This window comes from Flavobacterium sp. CG_23.5, from assembly GCF_017875765.1.
Taxonomy (GTDB): Bacteria; Bacteroidota; Bacteroidia; order Flavobacteriales; family Flavobacteriaceae; genus Flavobacterium.
Genome location: NZ_JAGGNA010000001.1, coordinates 97107 through 111445, shown reverse-complemented (window position 1 = coordinate 111445; position 14339 = coordinate 97107). Strand labels below are relative to the sequence as shown.

Below are 14339 nucleotides of genomic sequence, written 5' to 3'. Positions count from 1 at the left end.
TCTATTTGAATTTAACGATTTAAGGCCTACAAAATTATTTAATTTTACACTAAACTGGGATTAAATTTAAATCCACATTCAGTTATATGCAAACGGGAATTTTTTAAAGAATGAAAGTGCCAAATCTCAATAATATATTTTAAATGTGTAACCAATTTAAAACCATATATCATGAAAATTGCAATCATAGTTGTTCGATCATTACTTGGAATCCTTTTTCTTTATACCTCAATTAGTTTTTTTTTACATCTAACACCAGAGGCTGAAACAACCGGAAACTTCAAAGCATTCAATGTCGGTTTAATGGCGTCAACCTATTTGTTGCCTTTAGCAAAATCTCTCGAATTTCTCTGTGGAGTTTCATTTATTACCGGTCGATATGTAACCCTGGCTAATCTTATAATTTTACCGGTTACTTTAAATATATTATTGATCAATTTTTTCCTAACACCGCAGAACTTACCTATTGCATTATTTGTGTTTTTTGGAAACATATTTTTAATCTTTACCCACTGGGGAAATTATAAAAGTTTATTTGTGGCTAAATAATTTGGCTTTATAAATACAAAAACCCGTCACGTATTAAAACGAGACGGGTTTATTATTATAAAAAAAAATTGTGTTTTCTATTTACACATGCAACGCTCTATTATCAGTAGCGGCTAATGCAGCTTCTTTTATTGCTTCCGCAAATGTAGGATGTGCATGAGACATTCTAGAAATATCTTCGGCAGATGCTTTGAATTCCATTGCAGTTACTGCTTCGGCGATTAAATCGGCACAACGAGCACCAATCATGTGAACACCTAAAACTTCATCCGTTTTTGCATCCGCAAGAATTTTTACAAACCCGTCTAAATCTCCTCCTGCTCTTGCACGACCTAGTGCTTTGAAAGGAAAACTTCCAGATTTGTATTCGATTCCAGCTGCCTTCAATTGTTCTTCTGTTTGTCCCACTGCAGCAACTTCTGGCCAAGTATAAACAACACCAGGAATCAAGTTATAATCGATATGTGGTTTTTGACCTGCTAATATTTCGGCAACCATTGTTCCTTCTTCTTCTGCTTTGTGAGCAAGCATCGCTCCACGAACTACATCACCAATTGCATAGATATTAGGAATATTAGTTTGTAAATGATCGTTTACCTCAACCATTCCTCTATCAGTTATTTTCACTCCTGCTTTATCAGCGTTTAATCCATCCGTGTAAGGACGACGACCTACAGAAACTAATGCATAATTCCCTTCAAGAGTAATTGTTTCGCCTTTTGCATTTTCGGCTTGAACAGCAACAATATCGCCATTTCTTTCTACTGATTTCACTTTATGTGAAACGTAGAATTTCATGCCTTGTTTTTTCAATACTTTAGTCAATTCTTTAGACAACGATGCATCCATTCCTGGAATTATTCTGTCCATGTATTCAACTACAGAAACCTGAGCTCCTAAACGTAAATACACTTGTCCAAGTTCAATTCCAATAACTCCACCACCAATAATGACCAAATGTTTTGGCACTTCAGGAAGTTTCAGCGCTTCGGTAGAAGTGATGATTCTTTCTTTATCGATTTTGATAAATGGCAAAGAAGATGGTTTAGAACCTGTGGCGATAATGATATTTTTAGCTTCGATAGTTTCAGAAGATCCGTCTGCTTTTGCAACAGCAACATGTGTAGCATCAACAAAAGAACCCAATCCTTCGAGAACGGTAATCTTATTTTTATCCATCAAAAATTTTACACCACCTACTGTTTGGTCAACAACGGCTTGTTTACGTGCAATCATTTTTTCCAGATTCACTTTTACTTCACCCGAAACTTCAATTCCATGATCTGCAAAATGAGCGATGTCGCTGTAATGATGTGAAGAAGCAAGTAATGCTTTTGAAGGAATACAGCCTACATTCAAGCAAGTTCCACCAAGAGCGGAATATTTTTCGATAATTGCTGTTTTGAAACCCAATTGTGCACAACGAATTGCTGCTACATATCCGCCTGGTCCAGAACCTATAATGACTACGTCAAATGAACTCATAGTATATTTTTTTTATTGTGTTTTTATAAAATGTTGCACAAAATTAAGGAATTAAGTTTTGTTTAAAGTTTAATTCAGAAGGTTTTTTGTTACGAAAATGCAGTTATAAACTTTAGTGAAAATAAGATTTAAGGTTTTTTGGAAGGATTTCTAGAAGTATGAAAAATAGAGTAGACAATAATTTCATTCTTAAATACTTCATAGATGATTACAAAAGGGAATTTTTTAAGCGCTATTTCTCTAAAGCAAGGCTCTTTTTTTATCGCAAATAATTTAGGGTTCGCTTCTATTATTTTTAAATATCCTTTTATGTAACCAAAAAAATACTTACCTAATCCTTTTCTTCTACTTTCATAAAAATCAATGGCTACTTCCATTTCATTTTCCGCTAATCTTGAAAAAACAATTTTAAAAGCCATATTTAGTATTCAATCGCTTTTCTAATTCTTCCCATGAAATTCCAGAACTAATTCCAGAATGATATTCGAATCTAGCTTCTTCCACTTTTTGATAGTGATTTTCTGGAATCAATGAAATTATTTCTTCATTTTTTATAGCATCAAAAACCCCTTCAAGAACCGCTAATTTTGTATCGTCTTGAATAAGTTTTCCAAAATTCTCAATAAGCTTCTGTCTAATTTCTTTAGTATTCATGGGACAACTGATTTATTTCAAATTTAATTATTTTATGGCTATAAAACAAACGATACCTATATATCAACAATCGTCGTATTTTTTACTTCGCTAATCATAAAGGTACTGTGCGTGCTTCCAATATGCTGCAAAGTAGTCAGTTTGGTAACCAAAAATTCCCGATAGGCTTCCATATCTTTTACCACTATTTTCAGAATATAATCGTAGTCACCACTTACATGATGGCATTCAAGGACCTCTTTAAGTTTTACTACTTCACTTTCGAATTTGGTAAGAAACTCTTTGGTATGCTGTATTAATTTGAGATGGCAAAAAACCACAAAACCTTTTTCGATTTTCGAACGATTGACTAACACTACATATTTATCGATAATTCCTTCTCTTTCGAGTTTTTTGATTCGTTCATAAACCGCAGTAACGGAGAGATTGAGTTTTAAGGAAAGTTCTTTAGTTGTTTTTTTACTATCCGATTGTAATAAAAAAAGCAGTTTTTTATCGATGGCGTCTAATGTCATTTTTATTAAATATTTGAATTGAAATAAAATCTATATAAATCCTATTTAAGTAGCTAATTTAGAAAATTAAATAACATTAATCCTATTTTATAGTTTTAAAATCCAATATTAAACAATACTATTGATAATTAATCTACAATGGTTTTATTTTGAAATAGATTTTATAAAGACCGAAATCCCCTAGCCCTGATAGTAGCGGCATCCTTTTACTTTTTTCTTTAAAAAATAAAAGATATAGCGAATAGCAGGAACAGCTTCGAATAACAATAAAAAACAACTATGAAAAATTTCAATCCCGCAGACAACATTCAGGATTTACAGTACTTTGGCGAATTTGGTGGTGTAAATCCCTCGATTTCTGATTCATCAACCTATACTTTTTTATCGGCAAAAACCATGTTCGATACTTTTGAAGGCAATATGGAAGGTTGCTATTTGTACTCGCGTCATTCTTCACCAAGTAATTTATATTTGGACAGAGCCTTGGCGGCGATGGAAGGTACGGAAACGGCGAATGTTTCGGCTTCAGGAATGGGAGCAATCACTCCTACTCTTCTACAATTATGTGGAACCGGTGATCACATTGTTTCAAGCAGAACAATTTATGGTGGAACGTACGCTTTCTTGAAGAATTTTACTCCAAGATTAGGCATCAAAACTACATTTGTAGATATTACAAAACTTGACGTTGTTGAAACTGCCATTACTCGGGACACTAAAGTTTTATACTGTGAAACTGTCAGCAATCCTTTACTGGAAGTAGCTGATATTGAAGGCTTGTCCAAAATTGCAAAAAGACATAATTTAACGCTTGTTGTTGACAATACTTTTTCGCCATTATCCGTTTCTCCTGCAAGATTAGGGGCTGATATTGTGATTCACAGTTTGACAAAATACATCAACGGAAGCAGTGATACTGTGGGTGGAGTAACTTGTGCCTCACAAGAATTCATTGATAGTTTGAAAAATGTGAATAGTGGTGCCAGCATGTTACTTGGACCTACAATGGATAGTTTGCGTTCAGCGAGTGTGATGAAAAACTTGCGCACACTACACATCCGCATGAAACAACACAGTCATAATGCGATGTATTTGGCTAAGCGTTTTGAAAAAGACGGTCTAAAAACAGTTTATCCCGGTTTAGAAAGTCATCCAAGTCACGAAATTTATAAAACGATGATTAATCCGGAATATGGTTTTGGAGGAATGATGACTTTGGACGTGGGAACTTTGGAGAAAGCCAATGAATTAATGGAATTGATGCAGGCAAAAAATCTAGGCTATCTTGCTGTTAGTTTAGGGTTTTATAAAACGTTGTTTAGTGCTCCTGGAACTTCTACATCAAGCGAAATTCCTATGGAAGAACAAATAGAGATGGGATTGACGGATGGTTTAATCCGGTTTTCTATAGGTTTGGACAACGATATCGAAAGAACGTATCAAATGATGCGCGCCTGCATGATGGATTTGGGGATTTTAAGATCTAAAGCTACTCAGACTGCATAATTATTTTTAGTTTTTATTTACTGAAATCCGTTCGAAATTAAACTTTCGAACGGATTTTTTTTGATCAAAATTTAACTGCCATACACGGGAAAGTTTACGCCATTTAATTGGTGGTAAAAAATATTAAAACCTAAACTAAAGTGCAAATTTCTTGTTATTTTCTCCACTAGTGTTTTATTTTTAAAACAAAAAAAACACTGTTTATCAATACTTTACCTATTAAATTAGATGATTTTTTATTAAAATTTACTATATTTGATTTACCTATTAATAGTCAAACTCCCCCTTTTCAACATACCCCAAACCTTAACAATTGATACGAAAGTTGATTTTGTATTAATTCTATGATTATCACTAGCCTATAACTTCCCAAAGTATTAAGAAGTGACCGGTAAAAAATATAGCATTTTATTTTTAACACTCAAATTAATACTATTATGAAAAAAATTATTAGTTCGTCCGTCTTATTACTACTTGGTTCAACATTATTTGCGCAATGGAATTATCCTAAAACTAAAATGGCAACCGTTACTGATACCTATTTTGGGGTAACTTACAATGATCCCTATCGCTGGTTAGAAGACCTTAAAGACCCAAATGTCATTTCGTGGTTTAAAGAGCAAGCTGACCTTACCAACACTACTTTGAGTAAAATCTCAGGAAGAGATGAGCTTATTGCCGAATGGAAAAAATTAGACAAACTCCAGCCTGCAGTTTATTATGCTCCAATCAAAGAGAATGGTAGAATTTTTTATCAAAAAAGAATGCCTGGAGAAAAAGTTAGCAAAGTATATTACCGCGAAGGTATGCAAGGAGCCGAACAATTGCTCTTTGATCCCTTGACTTTTATTCCAGGAAAAACATTGTCCGTTCAGCAAATCATCCCCAGTTATGATGGTAAAAAATTGGTGATTGCCTATTCAGAAAGTGGCGCCGAAGTTTCTACAATCCAAGTTATGAATGTGGACAACAAACAGTTTTTACCTGATATTATAACGGCTACCGCTGGGCCTGGCAGTTGGACTTTTGATAATACTGCCTTCACTTATATGTGGATTAAATCTGCTGACAACACTGATCCCACCAGCCGTTTGAACCCAAAAACCAAATTACACAAATTGAGCACGGACGTTAAAACCGACATTGATTTTTTTAGTAATGAAAGCTATCCCGCTTTAAAAATTGAATCCAAAGCTTATCCTTATGCTTTTTTTGTTGAAGATTCTAAAGATTATATTTTTGCAGGAGAAGGAACAGTACAAAGAGAAATGAAATTTTATTATGCACCTATTGCTCAATTGCAATCTGGAAATATCCAATGGAAACCTCTTAGTACTATAGATGATAAATTAGTTCGAAGCGTTGATATGAATGGTGATAATATATATGCAATCACCTACAATGGTGCCAAGAATTACAAACTTATCACCACAGATTTAAAAAAACCAAATTGGACTACCGCTAAAATAATTGGACCAGAAAAAGGAACACAAACACTGGAATCGTTTACCCGCAGTAAAGACTTTTTATTACTTACTTACAGTGACGGTATTAATAATCATGTGTACAAATACAACACTAAATATTTTTCGAGTACAGAAGTAAAATTACCCTTTACTGGTTTAGTAAATATTTCTTGCATGGACACCAAAAGCAATGATTTTTTTATAGCCATAACTTCTTGGAACAAACCATTCACCGAATTTTTATTTGATGCCAATACGGATACTTTTTCAGCGAGCCCGTTTAACAAACCAGCAGTCTATCCAGACTCCTACAAGAATTTAGTTGTGGAAGAAGTGGAGGTTAAAGGACACGATGGCGTAATGATACCGCTCTCTATTATTTATAAAAAAGGATTAAAAAAAGATGGTTCGAATGTTTGCTTAATAGATGCATATGGAGCATACGGTATCAGTATGTCGCCCTATTTTAACATTAGATTAAATTCACTTGCAGTAAAAGGAGTTGTCATCGCTATTCCGCATGTACGCGGCGGTAGTGAAAAAGGACAAGATTGGTACAAAGCAGCTTACAAAACGACAAAACCCAACACTTGGAAAGATTTTATCAGTTGTGGAGAATACCTTGTTGCACAGGGTTATACTTCACCAAGTAAATTGGCAGGAACAGGCACGAGTGCTGGCGGAATATTAATTACGAGAGCAATTACAGAAAGACCAGATTTGTTTGCCGCTGCTATTTGCAATGTTGGTGTCGCCAATGCCATGCGGGCTGAATTTTCTTCAAATGGACCAGTCAATATCCCAGAATTTGGCACCGTAAAAGATGAAACTGAATGTAAAGCTCTATGTGAGATGGACGGAATGCAACATGTTAAAACGGGGGTAAAATATCCTGCTGTAATTTGTATTGCTGGTTGGAACGACCCTCGAGTGGTCGCATGGCAACCTGGAAAATTTGCAGCTGCTGTTCAAAATGCTTCTACTTCCGGCAAACCAGTATTGATGAAAGTAAACTACGACAACGGTCATTTCACCGAAGACAAAGAGGTTACTTTTGCAAATTTTGCTGATCAATATGCTTTTGCGCTATGGCAATGCGGTCATCCCGATTTTCAGTTGAAGAAATAATTTACTTAAGTAAAATAAAAAAATATTTTTATAGGAAAGTTATAATCCCATTTAGAACAAAAAAAAGCGTTTTGACTATTTATCAAAACGCTTTTTTTAGGCTTTAAATTTTAAAATTAAATCTCTTTCATATTCAATTTGCTGTTATTTCGGCTAAAGCCAAAATATATTGTTAAGCCTATAAGTAGCCAAATTGTGAAATAAATCCAGTTCCAAACACTAAGCTCAGCCATCATATACAAACAGCATATTAAACCTAATAACGGAATTAATGATAGGTTTTCTTTCCATGACCAAACTACTAATCCTACCATAACGATAAGAAAAATCCACATTGGTATTTTATGTTTGAATAAACTAAAACCACTTTCATATTTAACGGAATCTGCAATAGGTAAACCAGCTATCACTGCGGCATATTTCGCGTCATCTTGTTGGTATTGACCTAACAATTGCTCTAAATCCGGTGTTTCAGTAGTGATGTTTTTAGCATCTACACCTACTAAATATTCATATACTTTTTGAGTTTCTTCTTTATTTAATGAGGTTACAATATCAGCCGAATTATTTATCTGGGTTTCATTGGTAACAAAATCCATTGTCGCTTTCTTACTGAAACCGAATGCATAAACCAATCCAATCGCAATTAAAACAGGGAAAATATATTTTGAATTTGCGTAAGGAGTTTTGAATTTTCCACGAGGAATATCCGTTCTATTTTGTAATGCTAAAACGCCAGCACAAACTAAGACAAACGCAAATAAAGTTCCAATACTACACAAATCCGTTACCATTGTTAAGTTCAAAAATAAAGCAGGAACTGCCACTACAAAACCAGTAACTATTGTAGCAAAAGAAGGTGTTTTAAATTTTGGGTGCACTGTAGAAAACTTTTTAGGCAATAATCCGTCGCGGCTCATACTCATCCAAATACGTGGTTGCCCCATTTGGAAAACCAATAAAACGCTCGCCATAGCAACTACTGCACTTACCGCAATAATTCCCGACATCCATTTTAAATCTAATTTATCAAATACAAAAGCTAATGGATCACCCACATTCAACTCTCTATAACTTACCATACCAGTCAGTACTAAAGCTATTGCAATATATAAAATAGTACAAATAATGATAGCCCACATCATCCCTCTAGGCAAATCGCGTTGAGGATCTTTACACTCTTCGGCAGTAGTAGAAATAGCATCAAAACCGATGTAAGCAAAAAACACCGCCGAAACTCCTTTCAGCACACCACCTACTCCATTTGGTGTAAAAGGATGCCAATTATTGGTGTCAACATAAAAAATACCGACAGCAATAACAAGTAACACTATGCATAATTTTACCACAACCATTATATTACTGGCATTTCGGGACTCTTTCATCCCACGATATACCAAAGCAGTAATCAAAATAATGATTAATAATGCAGGAAGATCGGCAACAAGATGAAATGATCCTATAACTGGGGAAGTTGTCCAAGCGGTATAAGCTTCTTGTAAACCTAAAGATAAGTTTCCAAATGATTTTCCACCTTGCATCAAAGCGGTTGCATCTTTAAAACCATTTGATGCCGACAAATAATCCATTTGAACATATTGAGGCAATTTAATTCCTCCACTTTCCAGTAGTCCCGTAAAATAATCACTCCAAGAAATGGCAACGGTTATGTTTCCAACCGCATATTCCATAATAAGAGCCCAGCCAATAATCCAAGCGATTATTTCGCCAAAAGCGACATAAGAATACGTATAAGCACTTCCGGAAACGGGAACCATTGAAGCAAATTCAGCATAAGCAAAAGCAGCAAAACTACAAGCGATAGCAGTAAACAAGAAAAGAAATATTACAGCTGGACCTCCATCAAAACTGGCTTTACCAATAGTACTAAAAATACCTGCTCCTACAATTGCCGCAATACCAAAAGCGGTTAAATCTCGAGCGGTTAAATGTTTTCCTAAGGCATTATGACCGTCTGCATTATTTTTCTCAACTTGTTTTAAAATGTCTTGTACTGTCTTTTTTCTAAATAACCCTGATAATGCCATATTCTAAATTTTATCATTAAATATTAATATACTGTAATTTTTAATCTTTTATTTTGCAAATAATGCAATTTACCTTGAAATTTCAAAAGTATAAAACAAATTGAATTAATGGAGTCTCTTAAGTGCTATTTTTTTATTATTTTAATAAAAAAGAAAATTGACTTTATACGTATGTTTAATAAGTCAGATTGCACTTTATAATCATTTATAAAAAAAATTATATTTAACTGAGGACCATTTAAATTCATACCTTTTTGAAACAATTTACGATTTTAAACAACTTTTCAAAATAGTAACCGGATGTAAAGCTTTTCTATTTGTTCCATCAAAAATTTGATGACGACAACTGGTTCCTGCTGCTGCAATCGCAACATTAGTTTCCGTGGCTCTAATTTTTGGAAACAAAGTATCCTCTCCCATTTGCATACTGATGTCATAATGCTCTTTTTCGTATCCAAAAGACCCTGCCATACCACAACAACCCGAATTATAAATGGTAACCGAACTATTTTTTGGCAAATTCAACATGGCAAAAGTCGCTTCAATAGAACTCAATGATTTCTGATGACAGTGTCCGTGAATTTTTATCTTTTTCTCTACATCAGAAAATTGTTCGGAATGAATTTTATTATTTGCAATTTCATTTTTGAAAAATTCTTCAATGGTGAATACATTTTTTGCCAGTTTTTCTGCTTTCTTTTTGTCATCTGCCAATCGGATGTATTCGTCTCTAAAAGTCAATATAGCAGATGGTTCTATTCCTATCAACGGACAGTTTTCAGAAACAATATCCCCAAAAATCGTTACATTTTTATTGGCAATAACTTTTGCTTCCTCAAGAAAACCTTTGGAAATATAAGCTCTTCCACTTTCCTCGTGATCAATTACCATAACTTGGTAACCCAATGATGTCAGTAACTCGTATGCATCAATACCTACAGACACATCGTAATAATTAGTAAACTCATCACAAAACAAATACACTTTCCCATTTGTATAGGAATCATTTTGCAATCTAATTTTATTCTTTTCCACCCATTTTCTAAAAGTTGCAGGAGCCAATAATGGAACTTCTCTTTTGGAAGCAATTCCCATGCTCTTTTTAACAAATCCTTGGTTCAACACAAAATTTGTAAAACTCGGCAATACACTTCCTAATTTATTCAGCTTTGCATTATTGGCAAATATTTTATTTCGAATAGAAAATCCATTTGCTTTTTGATATTGGTACAAAAACTCCGATTTCAACGCAGCGACATCAACATTGCTGGGACATTCACTTGCACAGGCTTTACAACTCACGCACAATTCAAAAACATCGTATAATTCCTTATGATTGAATTTATTATCTTTTTCTGAATGAGTCAGATATTCTCGAAGTGCATTTGCTCTGGCACGAGTCGTGTCTTTTTCATTTCGGGTGGCACGATAACTTGGACATAAAGTCCCACCAGCCGAAGGTAATTTTCTACAATCCCCCGAACCGTTGCATTTCTCTGCAGCTCTCAAAATCCCCATACTATCCGAAAAATCCTGAATAGTTTGGATATTTGGTTCCTCTCTTCCGGCTTCCACCCGCAGGTTTTCGTCCATTTTGAAAGCATTTACAATTTTCCCAACGTTTAAAATGGTGTTTGGATCAAAAGCTTTTTTTATTCGTTTTAATAATTCATAGTTCTTATCACCAATCATAAAAGGAAGAAATTCACCACGCACTATTCCGTCTCCATGTTCCCCACTTAGCGAACCTCTGTATTTTTTTACTAAATGCGCGACCTCCGTTGCAATGGTTCTAAAAAGTATTAAATCTTCTTTTTTCTTTAAATTTAAAATGGGACGTAAATGCAATTCACCGGCTCCGGCATGAGCGTAATAAATCGCGTCCTGACCGTATTTTTTCATCATTGCGGCAAATTCAGCAATATAATTTGGCAAATCACTCAATTCAACAGCAGTATCTTCAATGGAATCAGCGGCTTTATTATCTCCGACAATACTTCCCAAAAGTCCCAATCCAGCTTTTCTTAACTCGACAACTTTATCGATATCTGTCCCGTAAATTTTGGGTAAAGCGTAACCAAAATGATTCTTCTGAAGGTCTTCAATCAAAGCATCAGCTTGTTTTTCGGTTTCTTCCATACTATCAGAAGCAACTTCAAACATCATGATGGCTTTTGGTTCTCCTTGCAAAAAGAACCTGTTTTTAAATTGTTCTCTGTTGGTTTTAGTACAATCTAAAATGGTATCGTCCAGCATTTCGCAAGTATATAAATGGTGCTTCATCGCCACCACAACCGCTTCCAAACTCTCTTGAATGCTATGAAAATGAGCAGCAACCATAATATTTTGAGTAGGAGGTAAATCATCCACTTTCAAAGTGATTTCGGTAGTAAAAGCTAAAGTTCCTTCGCTACCACAAAGTAATTTCCCGAGATTGATTGTTTTTTCAGAACCGGAAAATAATTCAGATTTCAATAGTAAATCAACCGCATATCCCGTATTTCTTCGGTGAATTTCAGGTTTTGGAAACTCTTTTACTATTTCCTTTTGAGTTTCTTGATTCGAAAGTTCCTCATAAATTGTTTTATAAATTTTACTTTCGAGTGAATCGCCTTTTGTCTTTTCAATAAATTCTGCCGAAGAAAGTTCTTTAAATACCACTTTCGACCCATCACTCAAAAGGGCTTTAATTTCCACTATTTTATCTCGGGTAACTCCATAACGAATAGACGTGGTTCCAGACGAATTATTCCCTACCATCCCTCCTATCATACATCTATTTGAAGTAGAGGTGTTAGGACCAAAAAACAAACCAAAAGGCTTCAAATACAAATTTAATTCATCACGAATAACTCCAGGCTGAACGGTTATTGTTTTTTTTTCTGCGTCAAAAGAAACAATCTTCGTAAAATGTTTGGAGACATCTACAATAATTCCGCTACCCGCAGTTTGCCCTGCTAACGAAGTTCCTGCTGTTCTGGGAGTAAGTGAAGTGTTGTTTTTTTCTGCAAAATGCATTAATTTTATAATGTCCTCTTCTGATTTTGGAAAAGCTACAGCAACCGGCTTAATTCTATAGGCAGAAGCATCCGTTGCATAAAGTGTTTTGTGAAGTTCGTCGTATAAAAGTGTTCCTTCTAATGATTTTGATAAATGTTGTAATTGCAGAGAGGTCAACATGGCGGATATATTATTTTATAAAAAACTGTTACTACAGTATTATTTGACAAATATAAATATATAACAGATTATAATTTAAAAAATCAAATAAGAAAAATTCAAATTTCGAATATAGTTTACTGTTTTACAAAAATTTAATTGGAACCAACAGATGAAAAAACTGGCAAAGAAATTGTAGCAGTTAAATTAAGTCAAATTTTATCTGGATTTTAACGGACTAATTTCACTAAAAAAACTACTTTTGAATACTTTATAAACACCACAATAATGAAGAATTACAAGCATATAGGATTACTTATTTCGTTTCTTTTACTTTCGTTTTCGAATGTAAATGCACAAATATTGGCCACAAATCCTAAGAATGAAGTTAGAGCCGTTTGGATCGCGACGGTTGCCAATATTGACTGGCCTATCAGTCGTACTGACAATATCGAAAAACAAAAAACTGATTTCATTGAAATTTTAGATACTTATAAAAAATTAAATTATAATGTTGTAATTGTACAGATTCGAAGTGTTGGGGATGCTTTTTATCCTTCCCAATTTGCTCCTTGGTCCCGCTATTTAACTGGGAAAGAAGGAGACGCTCCAAAACCATACTACGATCCATTAGCATGGATGATTGCCGAAACTCATGCCAGAGGTTTTGAATTTCATGCTTGGTTAAATCCGTATCGCGCCACGATGGATTTGAAAACAGATATTCTAAGTCCAAAACATGATTTTTACCAGCATCCGGAATGGATGATTAAATATGGCGGCAAATATTATTACAATCCAGCACTGCCTGACGTTCAAGATCATTTAATCGCCGTTGTTGACGAAGTGGTTAAAAATTATGATATTGATGCCATACATTTTGATGATTATTTTTATCCGTACAAAGAAAAAGGGCAAGTATTTAATGACTCAGTTAGTTTTAAAAAATATGGTTGCGGTCTAAATGTAGATGACTGGAGACGATCCAATGTAAATAATTTGGTGAAAAACATTTCGGTTTCCATAAAAAAACTAAAACCTTGGGTACAATTTGGCATCAGCCCATTTGGTGTTTGGAGAAATAAATCAGTAGATCCCAAAGGTTCGGATACACAAGCTGGTCAAACAAATTATGATGATTTGTATGCAGATCCGATAGCCTGGATGGCAAACAACTGGATTGATTACCTTGTTCCACAATTATACTGGAGTATGGATCATCCTCGTGCATCATACTCAAAACTGCTGCGTTGGTGGTCAGAGAACTCAACTAACACCGCTCTTTATATAGGAAATGGAACTTATAAAATAAATGCCGATTCGGATAAAAAATGGAGTAATCCAAATGAAATTCCAGATCAGATAAATATCACCCGAACCTATAAAAATGTGCAGGGAAATGCGTTTTTTAGTGCAAAATCATTTTTGAATAAAAATCTAAATGTAGCGCAACTATTAAAAGACAATCAATATAAATATCCTGCGCTTCCTAATGTTGTTCCTAATTCTGTTCGAAAAGTGATGGATGTCCCGATGATAAACACCATTGTAAAAAACCCAATTTCCTCCAGTTTCACTGTACGATATCCCTTAAACAGTAAGGTGCGTTATGTTATGGTATATGGTGCAAAAAATGACACAAAAATTAATGTGAATGATCCAAGTCAAATCATTGAAAAAATTGCATTTAAAGATAAAAATAATGCCCTTGATATAAAAATTCCGACATTAAAATTGGATAAAAATAACAATTGTGCTATTACGTTCATCGATTTTTATGGCAATGAAAGCGCTGCAACTTTAGTGAATTTTTCGCTGTAAAACTGAAT

At 34.4% G+C, this 14339-nt stretch carries 10 protein-coding genes; 4 read left to right on the top strand and 6 right to left on the bottom strand.

What is annotated here, in order from left to right; genetic code table 11:
• Window positions 1–171 precede the first annotated feature (171 nt).
• The gene (locus H4V97_RS00415; protein ID WP_196851599.1) at window positions 172–549 is read left to right on the top strand and encodes a DoxX family membrane protein; all 378 of its coding nucleotides are present in this window, start codon (window positions 172–174) and stop codon (window positions 547–549) included.
• Window positions 550–630: 81 nt separating this feature from the next.
• Here the strand turns inward: H4V97_RS00415 and lpdA are convergent, their stop codons facing one another.
• The 4 genes from lpdA to H4V97_RS00395 all read right to left on the bottom strand — a co-directional run bounded on the left by lpdA (window position 631) and on the right by H4V97_RS00395 (window position 3203).
• Complete coding sequence (gene lpdA, locus H4V97_RS00410) at window positions 631–2034, bottom strand: dihydrolipoyl dehydrogenase (RefSeq protein WP_196851598.1); 1404 nt, start codon at window positions 2032–2034, stop codon at window positions 631–633.
• A gap of 128 nt (window positions 2035–2162) precedes the next feature.
• Window positions 2163–2453 (bottom strand): type II toxin-antitoxin system RelE/ParE family toxin, encoded by a 291-nt coding sequence (locus tag H4V97_RS00405; protein ID WP_209548628.1) that lies wholly within the window; start codon window positions 2451–2453, stop codon window positions 2163–2165.
• On the bottom strand, window positions 2443–2688 hold the full coding sequence (locus H4V97_RS00400; RefSeq protein WP_196851614.1) for a hypothetical protein: 246 nt from the start codon (window positions 2686–2688) through the stop codon (window positions 2443–2445). The genes H4V97_RS00405 and H4V97_RS00400 overlap by 11 nt, the downstream gene beginning before the upstream one ends.
• Before the next feature lie 56 nt (window positions 2689–2744).
• Window positions 2745–3203, bottom strand: coding sequence for an Lrp/AsnC family transcriptional regulator (locus H4V97_RS00395; protein ID WP_196851613.1), 459 nt, complete (start codon window positions 3201–3203; stop codon window positions 2745–2747).
• Between the two features lie 279 nt (window positions 3204–3482).
• Here H4V97_RS00395 and H4V97_RS00390 point away from each other — a divergent pair, with 279 nt between their 5' ends.
• Both H4V97_RS00390 and H4V97_RS00385 read left to right on the top strand, forming a co-directional pair.
• Window positions 3483–4709, top strand: a complete 1227-nt coding sequence (locus H4V97_RS00390; RefSeq protein ID WP_196851612.1) for an aminotransferase class I/II-fold pyridoxal phosphate-dependent enzyme — start codon at window positions 3483–3485, stop codon at window positions 4707–4709.
• Between the two features lie 437 nt (window positions 4710–5146).
• The gene (locus tag H4V97_RS00385; RefSeq protein WP_196851611.1) at window positions 5147–7303 is read left to right on the top strand and encodes a prolyl oligopeptidase family serine peptidase; all 2157 of its coding nucleotides are present in this window, start codon (window positions 5147–5149) and stop codon (window positions 7301–7303) included.
• Between the two features lie 116 nt (window positions 7304–7419).
• Here H4V97_RS00385 and H4V97_RS00380 read toward each other — a convergent pair whose 3' ends face one another.
• Together H4V97_RS00380 and H4V97_RS00375 are read right to left on the bottom strand one after the other, a co-directional pair.
• Window positions 7420–9351 (bottom strand): amino acid permease, encoded by a 1932-nt coding sequence (locus tag H4V97_RS00380; protein ID WP_196849262.1) that lies wholly within the window; start codon window positions 9349–9351, stop codon window positions 7420–7422.
• 264 nt (window positions 9352–9615) lie between these two features.
• Window positions 9616–12531 (bottom strand): FAD-binding and (Fe-S)-binding domain-containing protein, encoded by a 2916-nt coding sequence (locus H4V97_RS00375; protein ID WP_209548627.1) that lies wholly within the window; start codon window positions 12529–12531, stop codon window positions 9616–9618.
• 267 nt (window positions 12532–12798) lie between these two features.
• Here H4V97_RS00375 and H4V97_RS00370 point away from each other — a divergent pair, with 267 nt between their 5' ends.
• The gene (locus H4V97_RS00370; RefSeq protein WP_209548626.1) at window positions 12799–14331 is read left to right on the top strand and encodes a glycoside hydrolase family 10 protein; all 1533 of its coding nucleotides are present in this window, start codon (window positions 12799–12801) and stop codon (window positions 14329–14331) included.
• Window positions 14332–14339: the final 8 nt, after the last annotated feature.

Excerpts from the sequence above, each read along its gene's own strand:
- H4V97_RS00415 (WP_196851599.1), top strand. The coding sequence starts at position 172 with ATGAAAATTGCAATCATAGTTGTTCGATCATTACTTGGAATCCTTTTT.
- lpdA (WP_196851598.1), bottom strand. The coding sequence starts at position 2,034 with ATGAGTTCATTTGACGTAGTCATTATAGGTTCTGGACCAGGCGGATAT.
- H4V97_RS00405 (WP_209548628.1), bottom strand. The coding sequence starts at position 2,453 with ATGGCTTTTAAAATTGTTTTTTCAAGATTAGCGGAAAATGAAATGGAA.
- H4V97_RS00400 (WP_196851614.1), bottom strand. The coding sequence starts at position 2,688 with ATGAATACTAAAGAAATTAGACAGAAGCTTATTGAGAATTTTGGAAAA.
- H4V97_RS00395 (WP_196851613.1), bottom strand. The coding sequence starts at position 3,203 with ATGACATTAGACGCCATCGATAAAAAACTGCTTTTTTTATTACAATCG.
- H4V97_RS00390 (WP_196851612.1), top strand. The coding sequence starts at position 3,483 with ATGAAAAATTTCAATCCCGCAGACAACATTCAGGATTTACAGTACTTT.
- H4V97_RS00385 (WP_196851611.1), top strand. The coding sequence starts at position 5,147 with ATGAAAAAAATTATTAGTTCGTCCGTCTTATTACTACTTGGTTCAACA.
- H4V97_RS00380 (WP_196849262.1), bottom strand. The coding sequence starts at position 9,351 with ATGGCATTATCAGGGTTATTTAGAAAAAAGACAGTACAAGACATTTTA.
- H4V97_RS00375 (WP_209548627.1), bottom strand. The coding sequence starts at position 12,531 with ATGTTGACCTCTCTGCAATTACAACATTTATCAAAATCATTAGAAGGA.
- H4V97_RS00370 (WP_209548626.1), top strand. The coding sequence starts at position 12,799 with ATGAAGAATTACAAGCATATAGGATTACTTATTTCGTTTCTTTTACTT.